Annotated in this window: 27 protein-coding genes and 1 pseudogene; 16 read left to right on the forward strand and 12 right to left on the reverse strand. The window is 38.5% G+C overall.

Translation table 11 applies throughout. From position 1 onward, the window contains the following. The first annotated feature begins 128 nt into the window (after positions 1 to 128). From pheA to AOLE_RS05800, 4 genes are all read left to right on the forward strand, one after another. Positions 129 to 1238, forward strand: a complete 1110-nt coding sequence (pheA, locus tag AOLE_RS05785) for a prephenate dehydratase (RefSeq protein WP_003650703.1) — start codon at positions 129 to 131, stop codon at positions 1236 to 1238. A gap of 107 nt (positions 1239 to 1345) precedes the next feature. Next, entirely contained in the window at positions 1346 to 3592 is a 2247-nt protein-coding gene (locus AOLE_RS05790) for a bifunctional prephenate dehydrogenase/3-phosphoshikimate 1-carboxyvinyltransferase (RefSeq protein WP_013197238.1), read from the forward strand. Between the two features lie 127 nt (positions 3593 to 3719). Continuing rightward, on the forward strand, positions 3720 to 4103 hold the full coding sequence (locus AOLE_RS05795; RefSeq protein WP_005068294.1) for a hypothetical protein: 384 nt from the start codon (positions 3720 to 3722) through the stop codon (positions 4101 to 4103). Between the two features lie 170 nt (positions 4104 to 4273). After that, positions 4274 to 5734 carry an aminoacyl-histidine dipeptidase gene (locus tag AOLE_RS05800; RefSeq protein WP_013197239.1) on the forward strand — a complete coding sequence of 487 codons (1461 nt, stop codon included), beginning with the start codon at positions 4274 to 4276 and terminating at the stop codon, positions 5732 to 5734. Between the two features lie 35 nt (positions 5735 to 5769). On the opposite strand, the gene rtcA is transcribed toward AOLE_RS05800, so the two are convergent. The 5 genes and pseudogenes from rtcA to AOLE_RS05825 all read right to left on the reverse strand — a co-directional run bounded on the left by rtcA (position 5770) and on the right by AOLE_RS05825 (position 10417). Continuing rightward, positions 5770 to 6816, reverse strand: a complete 1047-nt coding sequence (rtcA, locus tag AOLE_RS05805; RefSeq protein WP_013197240.1) for an RNA 3'-terminal phosphate cyclase — start codon at positions 6814 to 6816, stop codon at positions 5770 to 5772. A 259-nt stretch (positions 6817 to 7075) separates the two neighbouring features. Next, positions 7076 to 7521, reverse strand: a pseudogene (locus AOLE_RS05810) (DIP1984 family protein). A 12-nt stretch (positions 7522 to 7533) separates the two neighbouring features. Then, the gene (locus AOLE_RS05815; RefSeq protein WP_013197241.1) at positions 7534 to 7917 is read right to left on the reverse strand and encodes a DUF7684 family protein; all 384 of its coding nucleotides are present in this window, start codon (positions 7915 to 7917) and stop codon (positions 7534 to 7536) included. 2 nt (positions 7918 to 7919) lie between these two features. Further along, positions 7920 to 9188 (reverse strand): RtcB family protein, encoded by a 1269-nt coding sequence (locus tag AOLE_RS05820; protein ID WP_013197242.1) that lies wholly within the window; start codon positions 9186 to 9188, stop codon positions 7920 to 7922. 254 nt (positions 9189 to 9442) lie between these two features. Further along, positions 9443 to 10417, reverse strand: coding sequence for a ribonuclease Z (locus AOLE_RS05825; RefSeq protein ID WP_013197243.1), 975 nt, complete (start codon positions 10415 to 10417; stop codon positions 9443 to 9445). Between the two features lie 67 nt (positions 10418 to 10484). Between AOLE_RS05825 and rtcR the strand changes: the two genes are divergently transcribed. Next, positions 10485 to 12083 (forward strand): RNA repair transcriptional activator RtcR, encoded by a 1599-nt coding sequence (gene rtcR, locus AOLE_RS05830; protein WP_013197244.1) that lies wholly within the window; start codon positions 10485 to 10487, stop codon positions 12081 to 12083. A 59-nt stretch (positions 12084 to 12142) separates the two neighbouring features. Here the strand turns inward: rtcR and AOLE_RS05835 are convergent, their stop codons facing one another. Next, entirely contained in the window at positions 12143 to 12775 is a 633-nt protein-coding gene (locus tag AOLE_RS05835; protein WP_013197245.1) for an alpha/beta hydrolase, read from the reverse strand. 125 nt (positions 12776 to 12900) lie between these two features. Between AOLE_RS05835 and yaaA the strand changes: the two genes are divergently transcribed. Beyond that, positions 12901 to 13674 (forward strand): peroxide stress protein YaaA, encoded by a 774-nt coding sequence (gene yaaA, locus AOLE_RS05840; protein ID WP_013197246.1) that lies wholly within the window; start codon positions 12901 to 12903, stop codon positions 13672 to 13674. Between the two features lie 19 nt (positions 13675 to 13693). Next, the gene (locus tag AOLE_RS05845; protein WP_023274168.1) at positions 13694 to 14317 is read left to right on the forward strand and encodes an HD domain-containing protein; all 624 of its coding nucleotides are present in this window, start codon (positions 13694 to 13696) and stop codon (positions 14315 to 14317) included. A gap of 137 nt (positions 14318 to 14454) precedes the next feature. Here the strand turns inward: AOLE_RS05845 and AOLE_RS05850 are convergent, their stop codons facing one another. The 5 genes from AOLE_RS05850 to AOLE_RS05870 all read right to left on the reverse strand — a co-directional run bounded on the left by AOLE_RS05850 (position 14455) and on the right by AOLE_RS05870 (position 17188). Beyond that, positions 14455 to 15240, reverse strand: coding sequence for a thiazole synthase (locus AOLE_RS05850; protein ID WP_001154366.1), 786 nt, complete (start codon positions 15238 to 15240; stop codon positions 14455 to 14457). Positions 15241 to 15253: 13 nt separating this feature from the next. After that, positions 15254 to 15451: a sulfur carrier protein ThiS gene (gene thiS, locus AOLE_RS05855; protein WP_004791249.1), complete on the reverse strand. Its 198-nt coding sequence runs from the start codon at positions 15449 to 15451 to the stop codon at positions 15254 to 15256. Between the two features lie 13 nt (positions 15452 to 15464). After that, positions 15465 to 15830 carry a DUF423 domain-containing protein gene (locus AOLE_RS05860; protein WP_004643452.1) on the reverse strand — a complete coding sequence of 122 codons (366 nt, stop codon included), beginning with the start codon at positions 15828 to 15830 and terminating at the stop codon, positions 15465 to 15467. 112 nt (positions 15831 to 15942) lie between these two features. Next, complete coding sequence (rpoH, locus tag AOLE_RS05865; protein ID WP_004791254.1) at positions 15943 to 16809, reverse strand: RNA polymerase sigma factor RpoH; 867 nt, start codon at positions 16807 to 16809, stop codon at positions 15943 to 15945. Positions 16810 to 16942: 133 nt separating this feature from the next. Further along, complete coding sequence (locus AOLE_RS05870) at positions 16943 to 17188, reverse strand: sulfurtransferase TusA family protein (RefSeq protein ID WP_004791256.1); 246 nt, start codon at positions 17186 to 17188, stop codon at positions 16943 to 16945. A 375-nt stretch (positions 17189 to 17563) separates the two neighbouring features. On the opposite strand from AOLE_RS05870, the gene AOLE_RS05875 reads away from it, so the two are divergent. Together AOLE_RS05875 and rhlB are read left to right on the forward strand one after the other, a co-directional pair. After that, on the forward strand, positions 17564 to 17776 hold the full coding sequence (locus tag AOLE_RS05875) for a cold-shock protein (RefSeq protein WP_000126912.1): 213 nt from the start codon (positions 17564 to 17566) through the stop codon (positions 17774 to 17776). Positions 17777 to 17879: 103 nt separating this feature from the next. Continuing rightward, positions 17880 to 19031 carry an ATP-dependent RNA helicase RhlB gene (gene rhlB, locus AOLE_RS05880; protein ID WP_004791258.1) on the forward strand — a complete coding sequence of 384 codons (1152 nt, stop codon included), beginning with the start codon at positions 17880 to 17882 and terminating at the stop codon, positions 19029 to 19031. 38 nt (positions 19032 to 19069) lie between these two features. On the opposite strand, the gene AOLE_RS05885 is transcribed toward rhlB, so the two are convergent. Continuing rightward, entirely contained in the window at positions 19070 to 19450 is a 381-nt protein-coding gene (locus AOLE_RS05885; RefSeq protein WP_003650739.1) for a hypothetical protein, read from the reverse strand. Positions 19451 to 19659: 209 nt separating this feature from the next. Here AOLE_RS05885 and AOLE_RS05890 point away from each other — a divergent pair, with 209 nt between their 5' ends. The 7 genes from AOLE_RS05890 to AOLE_RS05920 all read left to right on the forward strand — a co-directional run bounded on the left by AOLE_RS05890 (position 19660) and on the right by AOLE_RS05920 (position 25185). Then, positions 19660 to 20235, forward strand: coding sequence for a nitroreductase family protein (locus tag AOLE_RS05890; protein WP_013197248.1), 576 nt, complete (start codon positions 19660 to 19662; stop codon positions 20233 to 20235). Positions 20236 to 20269: 34 nt separating this feature from the next. After that, positions 20270 to 21343 carry an NAD(P)H-dependent glycerol-3-phosphate dehydrogenase gene (locus AOLE_RS05895; RefSeq protein ID WP_005306983.1) on the forward strand — a complete coding sequence of 358 codons (1074 nt, stop codon included), beginning with the start codon at positions 20270 to 20272 and terminating at the stop codon, positions 21341 to 21343. Between the two features lie 56 nt (positions 21344 to 21399). Then, positions 21400 to 21855 carry a SixA phosphatase family protein gene (locus tag AOLE_RS05900; protein ID WP_013197249.1) on the forward strand — a complete coding sequence of 152 codons (456 nt, stop codon included), beginning with the start codon at positions 21400 to 21402 and terminating at the stop codon, positions 21853 to 21855. A 23-nt stretch (positions 21856 to 21878) separates the two neighbouring features. After that, positions 21879 to 23018 (forward strand): type II secretion system protein GspL, encoded by a 1140-nt coding sequence (gspL, locus tag AOLE_RS05905; RefSeq protein ID WP_013197250.1) that lies wholly within the window; start codon positions 21879 to 21881, stop codon positions 23016 to 23018. Then, entirely contained in the window at positions 23018 to 23497 is a 480-nt protein-coding gene (gene gspM, locus AOLE_RS05910; RefSeq protein WP_013197251.1) for a type II secretion system protein GspM, read from the forward strand. Before gspL ends, gspM begins: the two co-directional genes overlap by 1 nt. Positions 23498 to 23586: 89 nt before the next feature. Then, positions 23587 to 24591 (forward strand): quinone-dependent dihydroorotate dehydrogenase, encoded by a 1005-nt coding sequence (locus AOLE_RS05915; RefSeq protein WP_004791270.1) that lies wholly within the window; start codon positions 23587 to 23589, stop codon positions 24589 to 24591. Between the two features lie 6 nt (positions 24592 to 24597). Next, positions 24598 to 25185, forward strand: coding sequence for a CvpA family protein (locus tag AOLE_RS05920; RefSeq protein WP_013197252.1), 588 nt, complete (start codon positions 24598 to 24600; stop codon positions 25183 to 25185).

Raw genomic sequence — 25185 nt, forward strand, 5'->3', positions numbered from 1 at the left:
AGCGATTCACGGAATGTGTGCAAATAAGGTTAATGAAAAAAGCTCTTACAGCCATATTGCCTAACAAATCAAAGCAGACTATTGTTATACTCTCGTTTAAAAGATGATTTTACTGAGGCTGCATTCTAATGATCAACGATGATCAAAACAAAACGACTTCTCTTAGTTTAGAACAAATTCGCGAAGATATTGATAGCGTGGATCAACAGATTCAAGAATTATTAAATCGACGCGCAAGCCTTGCTGAAGCTGTTGCGAAAGCTAAATTTGCTTCCGAAGAGAATCCTTTGTTTTATCGTCCTGAACGTGAAGCTCAGGTCTTACGTAAAGTTATGGAGCGTAACCAAGGTCCTTTGTCTGATGTAACCATGGCACGTTTGTTCCGTGAAATTATGTCTGCTTGCCTTGCTTTAGAAGCGCCGCAAAGTATTGCATTTTTAGGGCCAGAAGGTACTTTTACTCAATCTGCTGTGCTTAAGCATTTTGGTAAAGATGCGGTTGTACGCCCACTTCCAACGATTGATGAAGTTTTTCGTGAAGTGGAAGCAGGTAGTGCGCATTACGGTGTAGTTCCAGTTGAGAACTCATCTGAAGGTGTTGTAAACCATACCTTAGATTGCTTTAAAACATCGAATTTAAATGTGATTGGTGAAGTTGAATTACGTATTCATCATCAATTTCTTGTTTCTGAAAATACACGTAAAGATAGTATTAAGCAGATTTATGCTCATCAGCAAACTTTGGCACAATGTCGCCAGTGGTTAGACGCGCATTATCCTGGTGTTGAACGTGTTGCTTTAAACTCAAATGCAGAAGCTGCCCGCCGTATTCGCAACGAATGGCATTCAGCAGCGATTGCATCTGATATTGCAGCAGGCATGTATAACCTTGAAATCTTACATAGCAATATTGAAGATAATCCCGAAAATACAACTCGTTTCTTGGTGATTGGCCGTGAAAAAATTCCACAAAGCGGCAACGATAAAACATCGTTATTGATTTCAGCACATGACCGTGCGGGTGCTTTATTAGAAATTTTAGCGCCATTTGCAAAACATAATATTAGCTTAACAAGTATTGAAACTCGTCCAGCATTACCTGAAAAGTGGGCATATGTATTCTTTATCGATTTAGAAGGTCATATCGAACAAGAGAATGTTGCTGCTGCGATTAATGATATTCGCCCAATGGTGAAAGAGATTCGTATTTTAGGTTCTTATCCTGCTGCTGTTCTGTAATCACTTATGTTGGAATAATGACATGCATCAAGATAAGCATGTCATTATGCTTAAAAACAAATTGCTCAATGGTTTAAATAACTTTGAGCAAAAGCAAAGTTGAAGTTATGTCACAACCCCTATTTAAAAAAGTTGCATTTATTGGTTTAGGACTCATCGGGTCGAGTTTAGCTCGTGTTATTGTTGCAGAAAAGTTGGCCACAACTGTTGTTGCATCTACACGCTCACAGAAAACTTTAGAAGATGCAAAATCACTTGGCTTAATACAAGAAGGATTTTCTGATCCTGTTGAAGCCGTGAAAGGGGCAGATTTAGTCGTTTTAGCCTTGCCCGTACGTGCTACACAAAAAGTGCTTGAGCAAATTAAACCTTATTTGTCAGAAACCACGATTGTAACTGATGTGGGAAGTACAAAAGGTAATGTCGTTGATGCAGCAAAAGCTGTATTTGGTGAAAATTTACCAGCAGGTTTTGTACCGGGACACCCTATTGCAGGTAGTGAACACACGGGTGTTCATGCAGGTAAGGTTGACCTATTTGCAAATCACAAAGTAATTTTAACGCCGTTACCGACAAGTGCAGAATGGGCTGTTGATAAACTGATTCAACTTTGGTCAGCTGCTAAAGCTGAAGTCATTTGTATGGATGTTGCTAAGCATGATGAAGTGCTTGCGCATACGAGTCATCTACCACATTTAATGGCATTTAATCTGGTCGAGCAACTTGCAAACCGTGAAGATAATCTTGATATTTTCCGTTATGCAGCAGGTGGTTTTCGTGATTTCTCACGGATTGCGGCTAGTGATCCCCAAATGTGGCATGACATTTTCTTTGCCAATAAAACAGCGATATTAAATGCTGTAGATGGCTTTGAAAAGCAACTTACCGTACTTAGAAAATTGATTGAAAACGAAGATTCTCATGCATTAATGGGTTTACTCGGCCATGCTCAGGCAGCACGTCAGCATTTCAATCATATGTTAGCCAAAAAACCTTTAATGGAGAAAAATAAGGTGACACAGCAATTCAGTATCTTACCGGGAAATAAGGCTTTTAAAGGTAAATTTACCGTACCGGGTGACAAATCTGTGTCACATCGCTCCATTATGTTTGGTGCTATTGCCGAAGGCACTACGCATGTAACAGGCTTCCTCGAAGGTGAAGATGCTTTAGCAACTTTGCAAGCTTTCCGTGACATGGGCGTAAGCATTGAAGGCCCAAAGAATGGGGAAGTGACCATTCATGGCGTAGGCATGCATGGTTTAAAAGCACCTGCAAGTGCATTGTATATGGGTAACTCTGGTACAAGCATGCGTTTGCTTTCAGGTATGCTATCAGCGCAAAAGTTTGATTCAGTGATGACGGGTGATGCGTCACTTTCTAAACGTCCAATGGAGCGTATTGCTAAACCATTACGTTTAATGGGTGCACAAATTCAGACTACCGGTGAGAAAGGTACACCACCTGTCAGCATTACGGGTAGCCAGCAATTAAAAGGCATTCAATACGATTTACCTATGGCATCTGCTCAAGTGAAGTCGGGTATTTTACTTGCTGGTTTGTGGGCTGAAGGTGAAACTTCAGTCACTGAACCAGAACCAACTCGTGACCACACAGAGCGCATGCTTCGTGCATTTGGTTATGATGTTAAAACCGAAGGCAACAAGATTTCTCTTGTTGGTGGCGGTAAATTAGTAGGTACTGATATTCAAGTACCATCTGATATTTCATCTGCTGCTTTCTTTATGGTGGGTGCTGCAATTACTGAGGGTTCCGATGTTGTTCTGGAAGCTGTAGGTATTAACCCAACACGTACTGGCGTAATCGAAATTTTAAAACAGATGGGTGCTGATCTAACTGTTGAAAATGAACGTATTGCTGGTGGCGAACCTATTGCGGATATTCATATTAAAGGTTCACGCACGCTTAAAGGCATTCATATGCCAGAAGACCAAGTACCTTTAGCAATTGATGAATTCCCAGCTTTATTTATTGCAGCAGCTTGTGCCGAAGGCCAAACGGTACTAACTGGTGCGGCAGAACTTCGTGTGAAAGAATCTGACCGTATTCAGGTTATGGCAGATGGCTTAAAAATCATGGGTATTGACTGCACGCCAACTGATGATGGAATCATTATCGAAGGTAAGGGTAAGTCAGGTGATTGGTCACCAATCTTTGCTGGTGGTGAAATTGAATCACATCATGACCACCGTATTGCCATGAGTTTTAGTATGGCAGGTCTTCGTAATTCTGGTCCGATTACAATTCAGGGTACTGAAACTGTGGCGACAAGTTTCCCAACTTTCACTGAGTTGGCGAATCGTGCAGGTTTAACAATCGAAGTTAGCCAATAACTTTTGACCTAACACATTTTATAATTGCTAACACAATAGCAACGGCAGCAGCGGGCTAAAGGCTTGGCTGCTGTTTGTTTATTGCTTATGCTAAGCGCAGATAATGATAAAAGTGTTAGGACAAAGGATGAAAAAATTACAATTTATTGCCAGTTGCCCACAACATGGGGTGCTTGATCATCCACCAAATGAATGCCATATCACTCAAGAATATGTAGCCGCTTTACTGTTTAAACAATTGGGGCATTATGGCTTTGATGCACAGCATATTGTGCATGAGCATGAAAAGGTAGAAGTGAGTATTGATAATCATCTTTTACCTTTGTCGATTACTTGTCAGAAAACAGACCATGAAGGGCATTTGATGTGTGAAATCTCTGCCAATCCTGATGAAGAGCAAGACTGGTTTGAGAAAATCGAAACACAAAGCATTATTCGTCAGCTTGCACAGGCCGTTGAAAATAGTTTGAAAGCTGATCATAGCTTTTCAGCATTTGAATGGAAAAACTAAGCATACGACTGTTAAGACTTATTCATGAAGTACGGCTTTTTAGAAAAGTCGTACAATTTCTTTAGATTAAATATAAAAATACAAAATCTTTCCTGAAATCCCTACCTATCTTTAATGCATTGTGTATATTGAAATTATTAAGATATATACATAATTAGAGTGTGGTTTTCATGACACAAGTTAATATTGCAGCGTTATCTCCTCAAGTGGTTTGGCAGCATTTTCAAACACTTTGCACTATTCCTCGCCCTTCAAAACATGAGCAGCAACTTCGTGAATTTTTACAAAATTGGGCTGAAAGTCGAAATTTAGAAACTTACGTAGATGAAGTCGGTAATTTAATTATCCGTAAAAATGCGACCGCGGGTAAAGAACATGTGTCTGGAGTTATTCTGCAAGGCCATTTAGATATGGTGACACAAGCCAATACTGGCACGGTACATGATTTCTTTAAAGACCCAATTCGCCCAGTTCTTGAAGATGGCTGGTTAATTGCTAAAGATACTACTTTAGGTGCTGATAATGGCATTGGGGTAGCTTTAGCCTTGGCAGTTTTAGACTCAAATGATATTGCTCATGGACCAATTGAAGTTCTTTTAACTGTTGATGAAGAAGCAGGGATGAGCGGTGCACGGCTTTTACAGGCAGGTGTGCTAAAAGGAAAATGGTTATTTAATATTGATACAGAAGAGTGGGGCGAGTTATATCTCGGATGTGCTGGCAGTATTGATGTTGAAGTAGAACAATCACTCACGTATGAACCAATTTCTGAAAATTTGACGGTTGTAAATATTCAGATTGCTGGCCTTAAAGGTGGTCACTCTGGTGTAGATATTCATTTAGGACGTGGCAATGCCAACGTTATTCTGGCCCGCTTTTTAAATGAGTATTTAGCAAAGCTTGGTGGACGACTTGTTGAATTTACAGGTGGTACAGCTCGTAATGCATTACCTCGAGAAGCAGTAGTAACCATTGCAATTTCATCTAATCAGTTACCAGAACTAGAAAAATTACTTGATGAATATCAAACAGCATGGAAAAAACAGCTACAAGGTATTGATGACAATCTGCAATTAAGTATTCAACCGAATAGCACGGAAGTAACCGAAGTCATTACTCAACAACAGCAAAACGAGTGGTTACAAGCTTTAGCAACAAGCCCTTACGGCGTTGCAAGTATGAGTCAAGCTTTACCAGACGTAGTTGAAACTTCAAATAATATTGGGGTGGTAAAACTAAATCGAGAGGGTGGAAAAGCTGTTTTAATGGTTCGCTCAATGGTGAACCAAGAAGCTCAAGATTTTGCAGAAAAAATTCAGGCACATTTTAGTCAATTTAATATCGCTTCTGCACTCACGCCCTTAGTTTCGGGTTGGACACCAAATCCTGACTCAGCTGCTCTAAAGTGTTTACAACAAGCCTATCAAAAGGCATTTAACATTGAGCCAAATCTTAAAGTGATTCATGCGGGTTTAGAGTGCGGGATTATTGCTGAACATTATCCAGATTTACAGATGGTTTCGTTTGGACCGGATATTCAAGGTGCACACGCACCGGGTGAACGAGTTAAGGTTGATACCGTAGAGAAGTGCTGGAAGCTACTAGTAACCGCTTTAGCATCTGTAGAGTAATTTTTTAAGAGATAAGAAGCTCAGTTATGAGCTTCTTAAACTTTAACTTTTATATGGAAATGATCTGGATTTAATTCTACAAACTCGATTTCACAATCAATAAATTTTTCAATCATGGCTGCTTGAGTACGAGTGTGTTCGCTAATACATTGTGCGGTGAATTCACCACCTTGACCTAAAGCTAAAGGTAGAAGCAATTGATCTGCCAAATACTCATCTACAACAGCCTGTGAAGATAAATATAGATTTACATCTTTTGCTAAATGATCAGCTATTTGCTCTGCACTTTTGCGCATCTCACCTAAAGCTGTAAATAGTTGAGTGTGATATTGATGAGTAACTTTCACATACACTGTATTGCCTTGGCTAATTCCATTTAAATGAAATTGCTGCTGAGAGCTTAAGTTTAGTTTTTTACTTAATGTGGTTAATTCACGTTTTGCTATCTGTGCTTCTTCTGAAAGATTTAATACAGCTGCAAAAGCTTCATTGCCTTGCAAAGCACCACGATCTAATAAATTTAAGCTGTTTCGATCTTGCCATGGCTGAACAGTAATCTGAATTTCACCAGCACCAATTGGAAAAAAGCCAGCTTTATTTAATCTAAAATCGACGTTAATTCCAATCTTCGCTAGAGCAGGTAAAAAGCAGTGTTCAATAAAATCTGCTGTTGGTGCAAGTGGATTATGTGTACCCCCTGAAATGGTGAGTTCGGTAGCTTCATTTTGTAATAACAAAACAGGTAGAAGCGTTTGTAAAACCAGTGTTGTACTACCCGCAGAACCGATTTGAAATTGATATTTACCACTTTGAACATGCTGAGGTGCGAAATATAAACGTTGGCTATGTAATTCAGCACCTTCCACATAGGCTTGGCTAATTTGTTGAGATGCCTGTACACACACCAAATGCTGGCGCATTAACCCTGGTTTTTTACGTCCTGCACGTATATTAATTAATTCAAATGGCTGACCTGTAATCATTGAGAGGGCAAGGGCGGTTCTTAAAATCTGTCCACCACCTTCACCTTGTGAACCATCAATTTGGATGGTTTTGGGCATATTTGCCAAAACTGTATTCACTTCTATTTTCCTTATTTTCTAATTTAATGAACATACTGTCAGTACATGGTAATGCGAAGTAACGTGTGACTTTGCTTTTGACAAAGGTTTACTAGGTGCATAGTGCTGAGCCTGATAAGTGAATATCGATGCACGGCTCACATGCTGCCATAGCCGCCTGAATTATTTTCAATCCCTCAGATCGGAGTAACGCAGGATCTTGTACTCGCCCAGTATGTCCAAACTTTGATTGTGAAAATGATTTCACAAAATCTATTGTTTAATCGATTAGATCAATTTGCCAATTAGCAGCCTGAATTTTAACGTTTAAGTCACGGAGTTTCGCACTGATATCATCCGCCTGCTTTTGTAAGCTAGAAACAGGAATGACTTTCTTCCACTTAATTTCACGTGAGCTATACCGATCAGGTTCTCGACGTGTATTGGCAATCGCATCTATTAAAATCTTATGCTGTTCAGCATAACTATCGCGCAAACTTAATAGAGACAACAATACTTTGCCATCTTCCAGTTTTGCCTGTGCATTAGTCAAATTAATTGATTGCTTTCTTGGGTTAAAGCAAATACCTGTTTGATCAGTTCATTTGGATCTTCACTAGGTTCATCACCTTCTTGTACCAATACATTGGCATTGATTCGTTGTTTTAAGGAAGCGAGCTTTTTTTGTTGATCGCTTCGCAGTAAAAGTGCTTCTGCGAGTTTCATTTTATTTACCTTTTATTCAATATGTACAATCACTAAGTTCGAAATATCTTCTAATTGCATCGTAGTTTTTGCACATTCAGTAATGTCTTCTAAAGTTTCATCTTCATGCCAAGTTGTCATAAAGCAATGATCGGCTGGTGGTTGATAGTTGTAAAAAACTAGATATGTTTCATCTAGGACATCATGCCAAATAGAACACTCATACCCTGTAACCATTGCTTGAATACAGTGTTTTGAATAGACAATCTGCTCACAGATCCAATTACGCCATTTAGGCAGAATTTGATCGGTTTCCACAACCAAGATGATGGAATAGGGGTGCTCAGGCAGGATCAGATGCTTTTCTTCATTTGCCCTGATTCTATAGCTTCGAATATCTAAACTATCTTTTTCCATAATCACCCCTTAACACAAACCACTTGTCTTAATGTATAAACCACTTCAACCAAATCGCTTTGTGCTTTCATTACATCTTCAATCGGTTTATATGCCGAAGGAATTTCATCAATAACAGCAGCATCTTTACGGCATTCCACACCTTCAGTCTGTGCAATCTGATCTTCAACAGTAAAACGTCGTTTTGCTTCAGTACGGCTCATAACACGGCCTGCACCATGCGAACATGAACAGAAAGATTCCTGATTTCCAAGCCCACGGACAATAAACGACTTCGCTCCCATTGAACCTGGAATAATTCCATATTCACCTAGACGCGCACGGACTGCACCTTTACGAGTGACCATTACTTCTTCACCGTAATGTTCTTCCTTTTCCACATAGTTATGGTGACAGTTCACTGCTTCCAAACGTGCCTGAAAAGGCTTTGGTACAATCGTAGCCAAGGCTTTAATCGCAGATTGCATCATGATTTCTCGGTTCTTCATCGCAAAGCGTTGAGCCCAACCTACCGCAAACCAGTAATCATCAAAATGTTCAGTTCCTTCAACTAGGTATGCTAAATCTTTATTTGGTAAGTTAATGAAATGCTTCTGCATGTCTTTACGTGCAAGTTCGATAAAATGGTTACCGATAGCATTTCCTACACCACGAGAACCTGAATGCAACATAATCCAGACATGATCATGCTCATCTAAACAGATTTCAACAAAGTGGTTTCCAGTACCTAAAGTTCCCAAGTGCTTGCGATTATTGGTGTTTTTTAAACGTGGATGTTTTGCACAAATGTATTCAAAATCTGCAACCAGATCAGCCCAAGCTTGATCTACCATTTCTGGTGGAGTTTCCCATGAACCACGATCACGTCCGCGCTTAGTCATTCCATGGGGAATTAATTGTTCTAGTTCAGTACGTAGAGCATGTAAATTATCTGGTAAATCTGAAGCAGTTAAGCTTGTACGGGTTGCCATCATTCCACAACCAATATCTACACCCACAGCAGCAGGAATAATTGCCCCTTTAGTTGGAATCACGCTACCAATAGTTGCTCCTAAACCGAAGTGTACATCTGGCATTACAGCCATCCATTTATAAATAAAAGGCATTTGAGCAGTTTGCAATAATTGTTGTTTTGAGTTGTCATCAACAAGCACGCCTTTAGTCCACATTTTGACTGGCATACTTTTTTCATTTTGCAGAACTTGATAAGAACGTTCTTGCTGCTTTTGTTCAAATTGAGCTTGTTGGTTAATTTCTTCAATGACAGACATTTTCTTTTCCTTTCAAAGCCTGCCTGCCAAGCGTTTGCAGGCAGGTGTTATTCACAATATCCCAATGATGTTGTGTGCTTTGTACTATTGCACTGAGTGTGCCAACTTTTAAAGAGAATACTTAAATAGTGTATAAATTGTTGAAAAAAATAAATAAAATAATTTTATTTTCTATCGGATGAATTTTGTTGGCGGTTTCTAATATTAAAAATATATATAAAAATATATTTAACTATCTTTTTGGATATACTTAATTAATTGGTTTTACGGTTTTTATCTACTTTTAAAAGCTGTCCAGCTTCATTTAAAGTAAACTCATCAAAATCATTGGCTAAATAAAAATGACCTTTATAAAACTGGCGAACTTCTTCAGTAATAGCTTGCTGTCCAGCTCTATCTTGATGTCGGGGGCTAAAGTGCGTCAGAATTAAATTACTTAAAGATTGCTGTTCTGCAAATTCAGCCACCATTTTTGCTGAGCTATGCATAGGACCTTTGCCGACTTTATCTAAAACTGTTTGCAAGTAAGTCGATTCGTGAATGAGGAGTTGAGCATCTTTGCAAGCATCAGCTAATAGTTCAGGTTGGTCATTATCACCACCTATAATTGCATGAACTTGTTGATTTTGTATTTTGATAAAGTCTTGAGCTTTTAAAGTTTGTCCCTCAAATTCAACATTGTAGCCTCGTTTTAAATGGCCCCACATATCACCTTGAGGTACGCCAAGCTGAGTTAAGGTTTGGATATCTAACTTCTTCTGAATCGATTTGATGTAAATGCTAAAAGCAAAACTTGGAACACGATGACTTAGTGGGTGTGCTTGAACAATGAATTCATCAGTGATCTGTTGTGGCTTTATTACTTCATTTACATCAATAAATTGCAGTGAGTAAGATAAGTGTAAGTCAGTAAGCTGGGCAGTGATTTCAAACCATTGCTGAATTTCTTTCGGTGCAATCACGATTAAGGGTTTGCTACGGGCATTCATGCCTGCACTTGCCAATAAACCAACTAAACCATAACAATGGTCGCCGTGAATGTGTGTAATACAAATGGCAACTAAGTTCTGTAGAGAAAGTCTGGCTTGTTGAACGCGGTGCTGTGTACCTTCGCCGGCATCAATTAAAATCCAGTCCTTATTTTTGCTGTTACGAACTGCTAATCCTGAAACATTACGTGTTAAGGTTGGTACACCCGAAGATGTACCTAAAAAAGTAAAATGAAGCATATTCTTGGAATTTTTTGGTCAAATGCGTATTGTATATTATAGACACTTATAAAATTTTATAGAAATTATGGCGGATGCAAAGAAAACAGTTGTTATTGGCTTTGTCGGTTCTACCCTTGATCAGGGGAGAAAGCCAGATCGATGGCAACGTTGGCGTCCTACGATTAGCCTGTTAATGCATGAAGATTTGCTTGTAGATGAATTGGTATTGTTACATGATCGACAACATCATAATTTAGTTAAATCTATAGCAGCAGACGCAAAAGAAATTTCTCCACAAACTCAGGTTTCTGGACATAAGGTGAGTATTAGAGACCCTTGGGATTTTGCTGAAGTTTATGGTGCACTTTATGATTTTGTAAAAACCTATCCGTTTGATGTCGAAAAAAATAACTATTTATTGCATATCACAACGGGAACACATGTTGCCCAAATTTGTTGGTATTTATTGGTAGATGCACATTATTTACCTGCTCAACTTATCCAAAGTTCACCTAATCAGCAAAAGACCTCAGAAGGTGAATATAGAATTATTGATCTGGATTTGTCTCGATACGATGTTTTAAAACAGCGATTCGATGATGAACAAAAACAAAATTGGCAACAACTTAAAGCAAATATTTCTACTCATAATAAAGCGTTTAATCAGCTTATTGAGGAAGTTGAATTAGTTGCAACCCGCTCTAGTGCACCTATTTTAATTATGGGTGCAACAGGTGTTGGTAAGTCTCATTTGGCAAAACAGATTTTTCAATTAAAGAAAGATAAATTTCAATTAAGCGGTCGTTTTATCGATGTTAACTGTGCAACCTTACGTGGTGATAGTGCTATGTCGACCTTATTTGGTCACATAAAAGGTGCATTTACAGGAGCAGCTGCATCTCGTGCTGGTTTATTAAAAAGTGCTGACCAAGGCATTTTATTTTTAGATGAAATCGGTGAATTGGGACTTGATGAGCAAGCTATGCTGCTAAAAGCACTAGAGGATAAAAGCTTTTTTCCTGTTGGGAGCGATAAGGAAATTCAGGCCGATTTTCAACTAATAGCTGGTACTAACCGTGATTTGCGTAATGAGGTTCAAGCTGGCCGTTTTCGTGAAGATTTATGGGCTCGTTTGAATACGTGGACGTTCTTCTTACCAAATTTAAAAGACCGTGTAGAAGATATTGCACCCAATATTGATTTTGAGCTACAGCGTTTTGCTGCAATTCATCAAAGACAATTACGTTTTCAACGTGATGCTTTAGAAACATATTTAAAGTTTGCTAAATCAGTAGATGCATCATGGCAAGGAAATTTTAGAGATTTAGCAGCGAGCGTAACTCGTTTGGCAACTTTATCTCATGGTGAGTTAATTCGTCGTGAAGCTGTAGAAAAAGAAATTCAACGCCTAAAGCAACTTTGGATTACTCAGGATGAATCTTACAATGGTAAAAATACAGATATTTTGTTGAACTATTTGAGTCCTGAGCAGCTAGAACAGATAGATGAATTTGATCAGATTCAATTACGAGGTGTGCTCAAAGTCTGTGAAAATTCAAAATCAATGGCAGAGGCGGGAAGACAACTCTTTTCAGTATCTCGTCAACAACGTAATACAACGAACGATAGCGACCGAGTGAAAAAATATTTAGCCCGTTTTGGATTAAGTTGGAATAATTTTTAGCAGTTACAGCACTTATGAAATGATGGACATAGACTCAATCTATGTCCATCAAATACACTTTATTTCATGATAATAAAGCGTGTAATGATTTGACGAAGCTGTTTTAAATAACCTGTAAAGAAGTGATTAGCGCCCGGTAAAATCGTAATTGGATGCTTTTGTGGTTTTGCCCATGCAATTGCATCTGAAAGTAAGGTGATGTCATCTTGCTCACCATGGATGAGTAGGATATCGCCTTGAATTTCAGGGGTTTTATAGTGGCGTAAACCTACTACAGTAGCCGTTGGTAAACCGCATAAAATTAACTGTATAGGTCGTAATTCAGGATTAAGCTGGGCAAAGCATTTTGCCAGAACATGTGAGCCGAAGCTGAAACCGCCAGCATAAAATGGTAGGCCTTCATGAAGCTTACGAACATGTTCAATGACAGCTAAGATATCTTCAGTTTCACCATGGCCTTCATCATGAACACCTTCACTACCACCTAGGCCACGAAAACTCGGGCGGTAAACAATGCAACCATATTCATTAAAGATTTGGGTTAAAAGGGCAGGGACTTTATGTTGAGGGGTTCCACCTTGCAATGGGTGCGGATGACAAACAACCGCAAAGCCTTTGATTTCACCTTCAGGGCGGTCAACGAAAAGTTCAATTTTACCTACTGGACCCTGGATGAAAGTTTGCTCAGACATATAAGAACCGCTAAATAACAATACGTGATGCTATTTTACCGATAGTCGTCATTGAAAACACGAGTTAGCATTAAAAAATATCTACTGTTATAGTTGGTATTAAGAATAATTTTTTCAGGTTATGTATGCTTGCTTTAATTTCTCCTGCAAAAACTTTGGATTATGAAACAGCGTTACCTACAGATGAGTTTACTCAGCCTCGCTTGTTAGAACACTCAGCACAATTAATTGATGTTAGCCGTAAACTTTCTGCTTCGGAAATTGCGAGTTTAATGAGTGTTAGTGAAAAAATTGCCACATTAAATGTAGACCGATTTAGAGATTGGAAGCCCGAATTTGATTTTTCAAATGCTCGTCAGGCAATTTATGCATTTAAAGGTGACGTCTATACGGGCTTAGATGCGTACCATTTAAAAGATAAAGATATTGATTTTGCACAGCAGCATTTGCGTATGCTCTCTGGTCTATATGGTTTATTACGTCCATTAGATTTAATGATGCCTTATCGTCTTGAGATGGGCACTAAATTAAAAAATACGCGTGGTCATAATTTGTATGAGTTCTGGGGTGAAATTATCACAAACCAGATTAATGAAGATTTGGCTGCAATTAAATCTGAATTACTTGTAAACTTAGCTTCAGATGAGTATTACAAATCGGTCAATGAGAAGAAAATTAAGGCTGAAATTGTTAAGCCTGTTTTTCTTGATCAGAAAAATGGTAAATATAAAGTCATTAGTTTCTATGCGAAAAAAGCACGTGGTTTAATGGCTCGTTTTATGATTGAAAACCAATTAAATAAAGCTGAAGACATCAAAGCGTTTAATACTGATGGATACTACTTTGATGCTGAGAGTTCATCAGCAAAAGAGTTGGTATTTAAGCGTGATGAGCAATAATCCTAAGCGCGGTTAATATATGATGATGCAGCTTTATTTATCAAAACTAAAACATTTTTGGTTTGAGCTGCATCAGCATTATCATTTTTCTGAACCGCAGAAAATCTATGATGAACTTATTGCGGCTTATAGTGAAAAGCAGCGAGCCTATCATACTGTTCAACATATATATGAATGCTTAAATCTGCTTGAGTCAATTAGATCAGAATTAAATGATGCACATGCAGTTGCATTGGCACTTTGGTTTCATGATGCGATCTATGATCCAAAAGCTAAAAACAATGAGCTTAAGAGTGCTGAGTTATTTGAACAATACATGGCTCAATATTTACCAGTAAATACAGTGCAGAAAATAAAGCGTTGGATTCTTGCGACTCAAAAGCATGCGTTAACCAATGAAACAGATTTGCAATTTTTATTAGATATTGATTTATCTATTTTGGCTGCAACACCTGAACGTTTTATACAATATGAACAACAAATTCAGAAGGAGTATGCTTGGGTTGATCCCGAAGTATATTTAATTAAAAGAAAAGAAGTTTTAGTGCATTTTTATCAGTCTGAGCCACTTTATCAAACTACATATTTCCAAAAGAATTTTGAGCTAAATGCCAAGCAGAACTTAAAGCAAATATTAGAATAGCCTAAGCTAAATATAACAATTTAGATCTGTTAATTAGAATAAAGCGATATAGATTTCTAGTCTTTTTTGAAAAGTGAAAATGGCTACATGAGAGGAGAGAGGAACCACTGAAAAAGCAGTGATTCCTTGGAAATAAATTACTTAAAGAAATAACCTGTTTCTGGTGAGCTTGCATTTGCCATACGTTTACGTGGCATGCGTCCTGCTAAAAATGCTTCACGTCCAGCTTCAACAGCTTTTTTCATTGCAGAAGCCATCAAAATAGGGTTTTGAGCAGCTGCAATTGCTGTATTCATCAGTACGCCGTCACAACCAAGTTCCATTGCAATAGCAGCGTCACTTGCTGTACCAACGCCTGCATCTACCAAAACGGGTACTTTTGCATTTTCTTTAATAATTGAAATAGTGTGCGGATTTAAGATACCTAAACCTGAACCAATTAGACTACCTAAAGGCATGATCGCGACACAGCCCATACTTTCAAGCTCTTGCGCAATGATTGGGTCATCAGAGGTATAGACCATAATCTCAAAACCGTCATCAATCAAAGTTCGAGCTGCTTTTAAAGTTTCGGTTACATTTGGATATAACGTCTTTTCATCGCCTAGAACTTCAAGTTTTACTAGGTTATGACCATCGAGTAGCTCACGTGCTAGCATACAAGTACGAACTGCGCTATCAGCATCAAAACAACCTGCGGTATTTGGCAAAATTGTATATTTTTCTGGTGGAATGACAGACAGTAAATTTGGTTGATCTGGATTTTGTCCAATATTCACACGGCGAATTGCGACAGTTACGATTTCTGCACCACTGGCTTGAATAGCTAAATCCGTTTCATTTAAGTCTTTATATTTGCCAGTTCCTACCAATAAACGAGATTGAAAAGAACGTGAACCAATAATGAGAGGGGTGTCTTGCATGGATAACTCCGACTTAGCCGCCGCCAACAGCGTGAATAATTTCGATACGGTCATGTTGAGCAATAGTGATTTGCTCTAATTTGCTTTTAGAAACGATTTGCTGATTGTGCTCAACAGCAAAGCGTTTTCCTTCAAGTGCCATTTCCTGAATGAGTTGCAACAGGTTTTGACAAGGCGTGTCCGTTAATTCGCCATTTAAATAAATTTGCATGATCACATTCCAATTATTTTGCGTATTTGAGGGCATTCCAAGCCAAAACGAGCCATCCAGCTATCATAAATGCTCCACCAATTGGGGTAATTGCCCCTAAAATTCTCGGTAATCCAAGTGCCATGATATAGAGTGAACCACAGAAAAATAAAATACCAATCTGAATCAATATGAATGGCAACTTAATAGGGAACGTCAGGATGACTTTGCTTAAAATACCAAGTGCTAATAAGCCTAAAGCATGGTAGAAAAAGTAGTCGGTTGCAGTATGCCACCAAACAAGTTGCTCTGGACTCGCATGAGCTTTAAGACCATGTGCTCCAAAAGCACCCAACATGACTGCAAAGGCAAGATTAAGGGCTGAAATGGCAATCCACATAACAAAAAACGCAAATGAATAATGAAGGGCAACGTTATCATAGATTGGGTTGGCTAAACATAGCCAGATAAAACAAAAGGGCTAAACGCCCTTTTATTTTTAAACTTATTTTTTAGCTTGCAGACATAGCAATTTTAATTTTTTCCATTGCATTCTTTTCAAGCTGACGAATACGCTCTGCTGATACATTATATTCGGCTGCTAACTCGTGGAGAGTAGATTTATCATCATCTAACCAACGACGTTGTAAAATATTACGCGAACGATCATCTAACTGATCCATTGCATCATGTAAAGCAGATGTACTTTGCTCTTCCCAGTCTTCATTTTCAACTAAACGAGCTGGATCATAGCGATTATCTTCAAGATACAATGCAGGTGCAGTGTGTGGGGTGTCATCGTCGTCGTCGCCTTGAGCTTCGAAAGCAGCATCATAAGCGGTTAAACGACCTTCCATCTCCAGAACTTGTTCTGCAGTAACATTTAAGTCATTCGCAATCGATTGAGCTTCTTCGAGCGTTAATTTTTTACTCGATTTTTTTAAACTACGTAAATTGAAAAATAATTTACGCTGTGCTTTGGTCGTTGCAATTTTGACAATACGCCAGTTACGAATAACGTATTCGTGAATTTCTGCTTTAATCCAGTGGACGGCAAAAGAGACAAGACGCACGCCCATATTTGGGTCGAAACGCTTCACGGCTTTCATTAAGCCTAAATTACCTTCTTGAATAAGGTCGCCTTGTGGTAGGCCATAACCTGCATAGCTGCGCGCAATGTGAACGACGAAACGTAAATGCGACATTACCAGCATTTTTGCGGCATCAAGATCTTGGTCATAATAATAACGTTCAGCAAGTTCTTTTTCTTGCTCGGCCGTTAAAATAGGAATCTGATTGACAGTACTGATATATGCACCAAGGTTTACACCGGGCGCAGACAATGACAGGGGCATCAATTGATTGCTGCTGTCACTCATGATTTCTCCTTGTAGGATCGGATGGGATAACCAATAAATTCATCTTAATTTGAATCAGCTTCATAATTAAGGAAAATTGGGTAGAGAAATGTAAAATTTTATGCAATTTCTAATCTTTTAGTTTATCAAAGAATCATTGAGTTTCAATTAAATAGTGAAATTCTCTTTCAGATATATGTGTTGTCTGACACATAAAATGATGTAAACCACAGTAACGAGTTACATCTATTTCACTGTGTGGGTCAGAAGATTTTAATAAGAATAGCTGTTTACCCGATACTTTTTTGAGTTCGCGTTTTAGCATTAATAAAGGCATCGGACAGGGTTGGCCCAAAGCATTAATTTCAATGGGTGCTGTAGTAGAAGAAGTGTTGGTCATTCATCATCAAAACAACTAAAAAAATTATTCTAACAAATTTTTTTATAAATGCTGCACATTTTATAAAAGAAGAAACAAGCAATTACCTATAAAAAATATTGTAATAAGCTGTTTAAAAAAACGACTAAAAATACGGGGAATAATTGAAAAAAATTCTATTAATTGTCATAAACCCGTGGTAAGCTCGAACCGTTTTAAGATTTACCACACACTTAAATTGGTTTAAAAATCTTATAACAAATGGATGTAACCGGAAATTGTTGATAGTTTTACAGAATGATTACAAGCTTTAAGATTATAAATATTTTAAACACTTGTTTGCTCTGCTGTTTGCAACACCGGAAGGTCCTTTTTTCAACATCTGAGGATTGACTTATGACAGCTCGCGAACAAGGCGTAGTAAAGTGGTTTAACGACACTAAAGGTTTTGGCTTTATTCAACGTAACGGTGGTGATGACGTGTTTGTTCATTTCCGCGCAATCGTTGGTGACGGTCACCGTTCTTTACGTGACGGCCAACGCGTAGAATTTAGTGTAGTACAAGGTCAAAAAGGTTTTCAAGCTGAAAACGTTCAGCCTTTAGACTAATTCATCTTTTTGATGAATCATGGACGCTCCAATTTTTGAATTGGGGCGTTTTTGTTTATAATGATCTTCTCATTAGAGAGATTGTTTGTTAGAGCACGTATTTATGACATCTGGTTTTGAAACCTTGAATTTACATCCGCAACTTAAAAAGGCGATTGATGCTTTAGGGTTTAAGCAAATGACCCCGATTCAGCAAAAGGTTTTAAAATATACGTTGGGCGGGCATGATGCGATTGGTAGAGCGCAAACAGGAACAGGTAAAACTGCTGCTTTCCTTATTAGTGTAATTAATGACTTGTTACATAACCCAATTCAAGAGCAGCGTTTTCGTGGTGAGCCACGTGCCTTGATTTTGGCGCCTACGCGTGAATTGGCACTGCAAATCGAAAGCGATGCAAAGTTACTCACAAAATTTTCAGATTTACACATCGTGACACTTTTGGGTGGCGTAGATTTCGATAAGCAAAAGAAACAGTTAGATGCTAATTTTGTCGACATCATCGTTGCCACTCCTGGGCGTCTAATTGATTTTGTAGAACAAAAAGAAGTTTGGCTCGATCAAATTGAATTTTTAGTCATCGATGAAGCTGACCGTTTATTGGACATGGGTTTTATTCCTTCTGTAAAACGTATTGTGCGTTATTCCCCACGTAAGGAACAACGTCAAACGCTCATGTTCTCGGCTACTTTTAGTTATGATGTGCTTAACTTGGCAAGACAATGGTTGTTTGAGCCAATCACTGTTGAGATTGAGCCTGAGCAAAAAACTAACAACGATGTTGAGCAGCGCGTTTATGTAGTCGCTAAACAAGATAAATATCGTTTACTACAAGATATTTTGCGTGAAGAGCCTATTGATAAAGTTATGATTTTTGCGAATCGACGTGATCAAGTACGCCGTCTTTATGATCATTTAAAGAGAGATGGATATCGGGTCGGAATGCTTTCAGGTGAAATTGCTCAAGATAAACGTTTAAAAATGTTAGAGCAGTTTAAGCAGGGTAAAAATAACGTCATGATTGCAACTGATGTTGCAGGCCGTGGTATTCATGTTGATGGCGTATCTCATGTGATCAACTATACTTTACCTGAGCAATCAGATGATTATGTACATCGCATTGGACGTACAGGTCGTGCTGGCTCACAAGGTGTAAGTATTAGTTTCTTATCTGAAGATGATGCTTTTTACTTGCCGGAAATTGAAAAAGCAATTGGTAAGAAATTGCCATTAACCCGTCTAGACGGTTATTGCTAATAAAAAAATCCCAATCAGTTGATTGGGATTTTTTTTGATTAATTAATTTTACAATAGAAGGTAAGGGTTGTTTGATAATCATCGTCTTTTGCAAGTGATGCATTTTTGCCAGTTAAGGTGCCAATTACACCAGCCGCTGCTTCAACCATTTGGCCAGTTTTTTCGCTTACAACATCTTTTAATACACCGTTGTATGTTGTTTTTTCATCTACCACAACAGGGCTGGTGCTTTTTGAACAAGTTTTTTGAGCGGCAGTAATCGCATTATTTTTTGCAATTAGATTCGTTTTACCAATACCTGTGACTTCAAATTGATTATTTTCTTTTTGAACTGCCAAAGTGTTCTTAGGCGTAGTGGCACAAGCACCTAGCAATAAAACAACACTACTCAACGCACTCGCTAAAATTATTTTTTTCATGTTTCACCTAATATCGCTAATCGTCAAAAGATCTCACTATTTGAACACAAGTTTTCTAATTGATTTTGAAGACGTTGTATAAGTTTTGATGTTTTGTCTTAAAAAAATGTCAAAGCACGAACTCGTTATTTTTATGTTCTAGATACAATGGTGGATTATCTGTAGATTATGCTAATCTATTTTGAATTTTTTGAGTTAGATCAATATTAATGACGGATTCAGCAATACAGATAATTCATCAGAATATTCACCAACGTCAATCTATTGGTCAATTGATTGAGCCTGCTCCAAATGCAGATCAATTAGAGTTGGCTTTTCAAGCTGCGTTAACTGCTCCTGACCACCATAGACTTAAACCAACACGTTTTGTCGTTATCGAGGCTGAGCAACGTGGTGCCTTTGGTGAAGTTTTAGCAAAAGCTTTGGCTGATTTAGGTGAAACCGACTCAGCACAGCTTGAGCGAGTGAAGCAACATCCTTTCCGCGCACCTTTACTCATTTTAGCGCTTACGCAACTTCAAGATCATCCTAAAGTTCCACATTTTGAACAGATTTTAAGTACTGGGGCTGCCATACAAAACCTTTTATTGTCTTTACAAGTTCAAGGTTTTTCTACCATGTGGCGTAGTGGCGCTGTTGTCGAATCAAACTGGTTAAAACAACATTTAGGATTGCAACCACACGATTTAATCTCAGGTATTATTTATGTGGGTACGGCAGCTAAAGCGATTGCGCCGCGTGCAGATATTGAAAGTAAAGAATTCGTAAAAGTTTGGCAGGCATGAAAGTCTGTAGAAGTAAGAAATAGGATAATAAAGCATGACTGAATTTAAGTTTACAGATTTAGTGGAACCTGTTGCGGTCGATAAAAAAACAGCATTACGTATTACTGTTTTAGGTGGAGGCAGTTTTGGTACGGCTATGGCGAATTTAGCTGCACGTAATGGCTGCGATACCATGATCTGGATTCGTGATGCTGATACAGCTGAAGAAATCAATAAAACCCATATTAATAAACGTTATTTGCCAGACTTTGTTTTAGAGTCCTCATTGCGTGCTGTGTCTGACCTTGAACAAGCAGTATGTGATCGAGATATTATTTTAGTGGCCATTCCTAGCCATTCATTTCGTGATGTCTTAAAACAAATTGCTCCTTTTATTACTGCACAAGCGATTGTCTCTCTAACCAAGGGTGTCGAGGCTAAAACTTTTAGCTTCATGAGCGATATTATTCGAGAAGAATTGCCAGAAGTGCCTTATGGGGTATTGTCTGGACCAAACCTCGCTAAAGAGATTATGGCGGGAATGCCATCGGGTACTGTTATTGCCAGTGATTCTGAACTCGTTCGTTATGCTGTACAGCACGCTCTGCATAGTGCGTTATTCCGAGTTTTTGGTAGTGATGATGTACATGGTGTTGAACTGGGTGGAGCACTTAAAAATATTTACGCCGTTGCAATGGGAATTGGTGCAGCTTACAAAATTGGTGAAAACACCAAGAGTATGATTTTAACGCGTGCTTTGGCTGAGATGAGTCGTTTCGCGGTAAAGCAGGGTGCAAATCCACTTACTTTCTTGGGTTTATCTGGTGTGGGTGATTTATTTGCAACCTGTAATAGTCCATTAAGCCGTAATTATCAAATTGGTTATGCTTTGGGTTCAGGTAAAACACTTGACCAAGCGAGTAAAGAATTGGGACAAACCGCTGAAGGAATTAATACGATTGTTCAGGTACGCGGTAAAGCAGAAGAACTAGATGTATATATGCCAATTACCAACGCTTTATATGAAGTTATCTTTGAGGGGGCGCCTCCATTAAATATTGCCTTATCTCTTATGAAAAATGGGCACCGTAGTGATGTTGAGTTTGTTTTACCTCATCATGAAGTCTGAAGAAGAAATGTCATAAATTACGGTTATAATGCAAGAATTATTAACAAGGAATATTTATGCAACTGACATTAGTTCGTCATGGGGAAGCTGCTCCTCCAGTAAATGGTAATGATACTAAACGTCCACTTACTGCTCGTGGGCATGCTCAAGCTGAGCAAACAGCAACATTTTTAAAAGATATTGTTAAGCCAGATATTTTCGTAGTGAGTCCGTTGTTGCGTGCTCAAGAAACATTAGCGCATATTCAAACTTATTTTAAAGATGTTCCCGTGCTGTTATGCGATAAAATTAAACCGGACGATAATGCGAAAGAAGCAGTTGAGTGGTTGTCTCAGATTCCGTATGAGTCAATTGTAGTCGTGTGTCATATGAATGTAGTAGGGCATATTGCTGAACTACTGACTCATGAAAACTTTAATCCATTTGCACTTGCCGAAGCTCGAATTTATGATCAGGCTGTGATTGCTACTGGTTTATCAACACAAAAAAATAGTTTTGTACCCACAATATAATTAAAAAGGTCATTTAGCCCATTATGCTGTATTTATGGATGCCTGAAACCAATGGAATATGGCATTGGTCTAACGGAGAAAACTGGTTGCAGGCAGTAAGTCTTGATCAATTAATACAAGATCTGCAACTACATCAAGGAAAAGAAGCTGTCATCTTTTTCCCTAGTCGCCATGCTCAGGTACTCCAGCAGCACATGGCAAAGTCTCATTACAAGCAACTCGGGGCAGACGGTGTTAAATATTTGCTTGAAGAATTTGTGACTTTGCCGATTGATCATATGAAAGTGGTTCACCATTTTCATGCTGATCAATTGACCGTATTGGGAGTGGCAAAAACAACAGTAGAAACATGGCAACATGCAATGGCTTTGCTGCCTATTAAACTCGTTGCTTTATTGCCAGACTTTTTAATTTTACCAGAACCTCAAGATCAGCAAGTAGTCTTATGCAATATTGATCAGAAATTACTTGTACGTGAAAGTAAATGGGTTGGTAATTCTCTAGATGATCTGGGATTGTTTTTAGAGTTCCAGCCGGTTGAAACACATTATCAATATAGTGGTTTGACATCAGAGCAATTAGAAAGCTTGATGGCAGCATCAAGTGCTGAGCAGCGTTCAGAATTTATTTATCAATTTCAGGCTTTAGATAAACCTAAACAGCATCCTTTTAATGTTTTACCTAAAGCTAAAGGGCAAGAGCAAACTGTTTCGGGTTATTGGAAAGCATGTGCTGCTGTTATTTTAGCAATTATAGTGGTTCAGTTTAGCTATGACCTGTTGCGCTGGGTAAAGTTAAAAAGTGTGGCTAATCAAACCGCTGAGCAGACGATTGAGCAATATAAATATTGGTTTGGTTCTTCTAGTCGTGTGAATGAGCAGAACATAAAAAGCCAATTTGAAAGTCATTTACGCATGAGTAAGCAAGGTGATACACAAGCACTTTCTTTATTGAGTCGTGTTGGGCCTATTTTAATGCAAAGACAAATTTTAGCTCAGCAGTTAAATTATGATGCGTCAATATTAACAATGGCATTAAAAGCAAAGTCGGCAGATGATTTGCAAGCTTTAACTCAGCAACTTAACCAGCAGGGATTCAAAGCAGAGCTCGGTAATGTTCAAGCCGATGGTGGTGGGGCAATCGGGGTGGTGAAAATACAATAATGAAAATGATAACTCAATTGCAAAACCGCTTTGATCAGTGGGTTGAACAGATCGTTCAATATTTGGATCGCTTAACTGTACGTGAACGTATTATGGTGGTCTTTACTACAATCTTTGTCGTCGTGGCTATTGTAGGAGCTTCACTTTGGAAAATGCATTCTTTGGCAGAGCAGCAACAGCAACGATTAAATGATTTAAAAGATTTGATGGTATGGATGCAGAGCAATGCGGTTACCATGAAACCCGCAAATGAACTTGAGTTGGGTCAATCAGAAAAAATACAACGTGTAGCTCAGCAACAAGGCTTAACGGTCACTTCTCAACAAAATGGTGAGCAGTTACAAATTATTGTTACTCATCAGAATTATGCAATTTTAGCGAACTTTTTAACCCAACTTGCACAAATGGGCTTAAGTATTCAAAAAATGGAAATGGTTTCAAGTGACGGACAGATTAAATTAACAGCGACGGTTCAATAACATATTAAAATATGGTGTTCTTAAGCATGGTGTTTTGTGCTGCCTGTGCCTATAATATGCCTACCTAAAATCAGTAGATTGTGATTGGTATGTTATATTCACTTGCTCGCCCGATGTTGTTTAGTTTAGCACCAGAGCGTGCCCATGAATTAACATTATCTATGCTTGATAAAGCACATAAGTTCGGCCTGCTACGCCAAAGCGTAGAGTCAAAACCAACAACCTGTATGGGAATTGAATTTCCAAATCCGGTAGGTTTGGCGGCTGGACTTGATAAGAATGGTGCACATATTGATTCTTTAGCTGGACTGGGTTTCGGTTTTATTGAAATTGGAACAATTACACCGCGTCCTCAGTCGGGTAATCCACAGCCACGATTGTTCCGTATTCCTGAAGCTAAAGCCATTATTAACCGCATGGGTTTTAATAATGATGGTGTTGATAAGCTTGTTGAGAATGTCAAAGCTTCAAAATTTAAAGGAATTCTAGGCATTAATATTGGTAAGAATGCAGATACGCCTGTAGAAAAGGCTGTAGATGATTACCTAATTTGCCTTGAGAAAGTTTATAACTACGCCTCTTATATTACTGTTAATATTTCATCTCCAAATACTAAAAACTTAAGAAGTTTACAAAGTGGCGATGCATTAACTGAATTATTGCAAACATTAAAAGAAAGGCAACTTGAGCTTGCCGAGCAATATAACCATTATGTTCCTTTGGTTTTAAAAGTTGCACCTGATTTAACAGCTGAAGATGTTGAGTTTATTGCAGCACAATTATTGCAATTTAAGATTGATGGTTTAATCGTTACCAATACGACTTTATCTAGAGACGGTGTAGAAAACCTTCCTAATGGTAATGAATCGGGCGGATTATCAGGTGCGCCTGTTTTTGAAAAAAGTACCGAATGCTTACGTTTGTTTGCCCAAACGTTAAAAGGGCAAATCCCGTTGATTGGCGTGGGTGGAATTTTGTCGGGTGAACAAGCAGCAGTCAAACAGCAAGCTGGAGCAACATTAGTACAAATCTATAGCGGATTGATTTACACCGGTCCTATATTAGTAAAACAATGTGTTGCAGCCATGACTTAAGTGAATATGAACACAATTGATATCATTATTCTGATACTTTTGCTCATTGGGGGGCTAAACGGTTTGCGACAAGGATTTATCAAAGCCTTTGCGAACTTGGTAGGATGGATCATTGCATTAATTATGGGTGCAAAATATGCTGTCCTTCTTGCGCCATCCATGTCTGGTTTGAGTCATGATCCGGTTGTTCAAAAAATTGCAGCTTTTGCATTTATAGCACTGATGATCATTGTTTTAACATGGATCGTCACTGCATTTTTAAATGGCCTCTTGAAAAGTCTGAAATTGGGGCCATTAAATCGTTTAGCAGGTGGTGCTTTTGGTTCCTTAAAGGGCTTGTTGGTTGTGTTGATTACAATGCAAGGCGTTGGGCCTTGGGTTGAGAGTTCACCAAGCTGGAAACAGTCCGTACTTATACAATTTTTACTGCCTTATGCACCTTTAGCGACTGAATTGTCTAAAGATGCTGCAAGTGAGGCATTTCATCAAATAACATCTGGAGGTAGTGCATCAAGCACCCCTTCAAAACCAATGGACGAATCGGAAGATTTAGAAAACCGATCCGACCATTCGACAAAGAATCCTTTTTATTAA

Source organism: Acinetobacter oleivorans DR1 (assembly GCF_000196795.1).
GTDB lineage: Bacteria > Pseudomonadota > Gammaproteobacteria > Pseudomonadales > Moraxellaceae > Acinetobacter > Acinetobacter oleivorans.

What these genes read in the sequence shown, in the direction of transcription:
- AOLE_RS05900 (WP_013197249.1), top strand. Translation starts at nt 21,400, where the DNA reads ATGCAACTGACATTAGTTCGTCATGGGGAAGCTGCTCCTCCAGTAAAT.
- gspM (WP_013197251.1), top strand. Translation starts at nt 23,018, where the DNA reads ATGAAAATGATAACTCAATTGCAAAACCGCTTTGATCAGTGGGTTGAA.
- AOLE_RS05835 (WP_013197245.1), bottom strand. Translation starts at nt 12,775, where the DNA reads ATGTCTGAGCAAACTTTCATCCAGGGTCCAGTAGGTAAAATTGAACTT.
- AOLE_RS05895 (WP_005306983.1), top strand. Translation starts at nt 20,270, where the DNA reads ATGACTGAATTTAAGTTTACAGATTTAGTGGAACCTGTTGCGGTCGAT.
- rhlB (WP_004791258.1), top strand. Translation starts at nt 17,880, where the DNA reads ATGACATCTGGTTTTGAAACCTTGAATTTACATCCGCAACTTAAAAAG.
- rtcR (WP_013197244.1), top strand. Translation starts at nt 10,485, where the DNA reads ATGGCGGATGCAAAGAAAACAGTTGTTATTGGCTTTGTCGGTTCTACC.
- pheA (WP_003650703.1), top strand. Translation starts at nt 129, where the DNA reads ATGATCAACGATGATCAAAACAAAACGACTTCTCTTAGTTTAGAACAA.
- yaaA (WP_013197246.1), top strand. Translation starts at nt 12,901, where the DNA reads ATGCTTGCTTTAATTTCTCCTGCAAAAACTTTGGATTATGAAACAGCG.
- AOLE_RS05845 (WP_023274168.1), top strand. Translation starts at nt 13,694, where the DNA reads ATGATGATGCAGCTTTATTTATCAAAACTAAAACATTTTTGGTTTGAG.
- AOLE_RS05890 (WP_013197248.1), top strand. Translation starts at nt 19,660, where the DNA reads ATGACGGATTCAGCAATACAGATAATTCATCAGAATATTCACCAACGT.
- AOLE_RS05790 (WP_013197238.1), top strand. Translation starts at nt 1,346, where the DNA reads ATGTCACAACCCCTATTTAAAAAAGTTGCATTTATTGGTTTAGGACTC.
- AOLE_RS05815 (WP_013197241.1), bottom strand. Translation starts at nt 7,917, where the DNA reads ATGGAAAAAGATAGTTTAGATATTCGAAGCTATAGAATCAGGGCAAAT.
- AOLE_RS05850 (WP_001154366.1), bottom strand. Translation starts at nt 15,240, where the DNA reads ATGCAAGACACCCCTCTCATTATTGGTTCACGTTCTTTTCAATCTCGT.
- AOLE_RS05825 (WP_013197243.1), bottom strand. Translation starts at nt 10,417, where the DNA reads ATGCTTCATTTTACTTTTTTAGGTACATCTTCGGGTGTACCAACCTTA.
- thiS (WP_004791249.1), bottom strand. Translation starts at nt 15,451, where the DNA reads ATGCAAATTTATTTAAATGGCGAATTAACGGACACGCCTTGTCAAAAC.
- AOLE_RS05920 (WP_013197252.1), top strand. Translation starts at nt 24,598, where the DNA reads ATGAACACAATTGATATCATTATTCTGATACTTTTGCTCATTGGGGGG.
- AOLE_RS05870 (WP_004791256.1), bottom strand. Translation starts at nt 17,188, where the DNA reads ATGACCAACACTTCTTCTACTACAGCACCCATTGAAATTAATGCTTTG.
- AOLE_RS05795 (WP_005068294.1), top strand. Translation starts at nt 3,720, where the DNA reads ATGAAAAAATTACAATTTATTGCCAGTTGCCCACAACATGGGGTGCTT.
- rpoH (WP_004791254.1), bottom strand. Translation starts at nt 16,809, where the DNA reads ATGAGTGACAGCAGCAATCAATTGATGCCCCTGTCATTGTCTGCGCCC.
- gspL (WP_013197250.1), top strand. Translation starts at nt 21,879, where the DNA reads ATGCTGTATTTATGGATGCCTGAAACCAATGGAATATGGCATTGGTCT.
- AOLE_RS05885 (WP_003650739.1), bottom strand. Translation starts at nt 19,450, where the DNA reads ATGAAAAAAATAATTTTAGCGAGTGCGTTGAGTAGTGTTGTTTTATTG.
- AOLE_RS05860 (WP_004643452.1), bottom strand. Translation starts at nt 15,830, where the DNA reads ATGTGGATTGCCATTTCAGCCCTTAATCTTGCCTTTGCAGTCATGTTG.
- AOLE_RS05820 (WP_013197242.1), bottom strand. Translation starts at nt 9,188, where the DNA reads ATGTCTGTCATTGAAGAAATTAACCAACAAGCTCAATTTGAACAAAAG.
- AOLE_RS05915 (WP_004791270.1), top strand. Translation starts at nt 23,587, where the DNA reads ATGTTATATTCACTTGCTCGCCCGATGTTGTTTAGTTTAGCACCAGAG.
- AOLE_RS05875 (WP_000126912.1), top strand. Translation starts at nt 17,564, where the DNA reads ATGACAGCTCGCGAACAAGGCGTAGTAAAGTGGTTTAACGACACTAAA.
- AOLE_RS05800 (WP_013197239.1), top strand. Translation starts at nt 4,274, where the DNA reads ATGACACAAGTTAATATTGCAGCGTTATCTCCTCAAGTGGTTTGGCAG.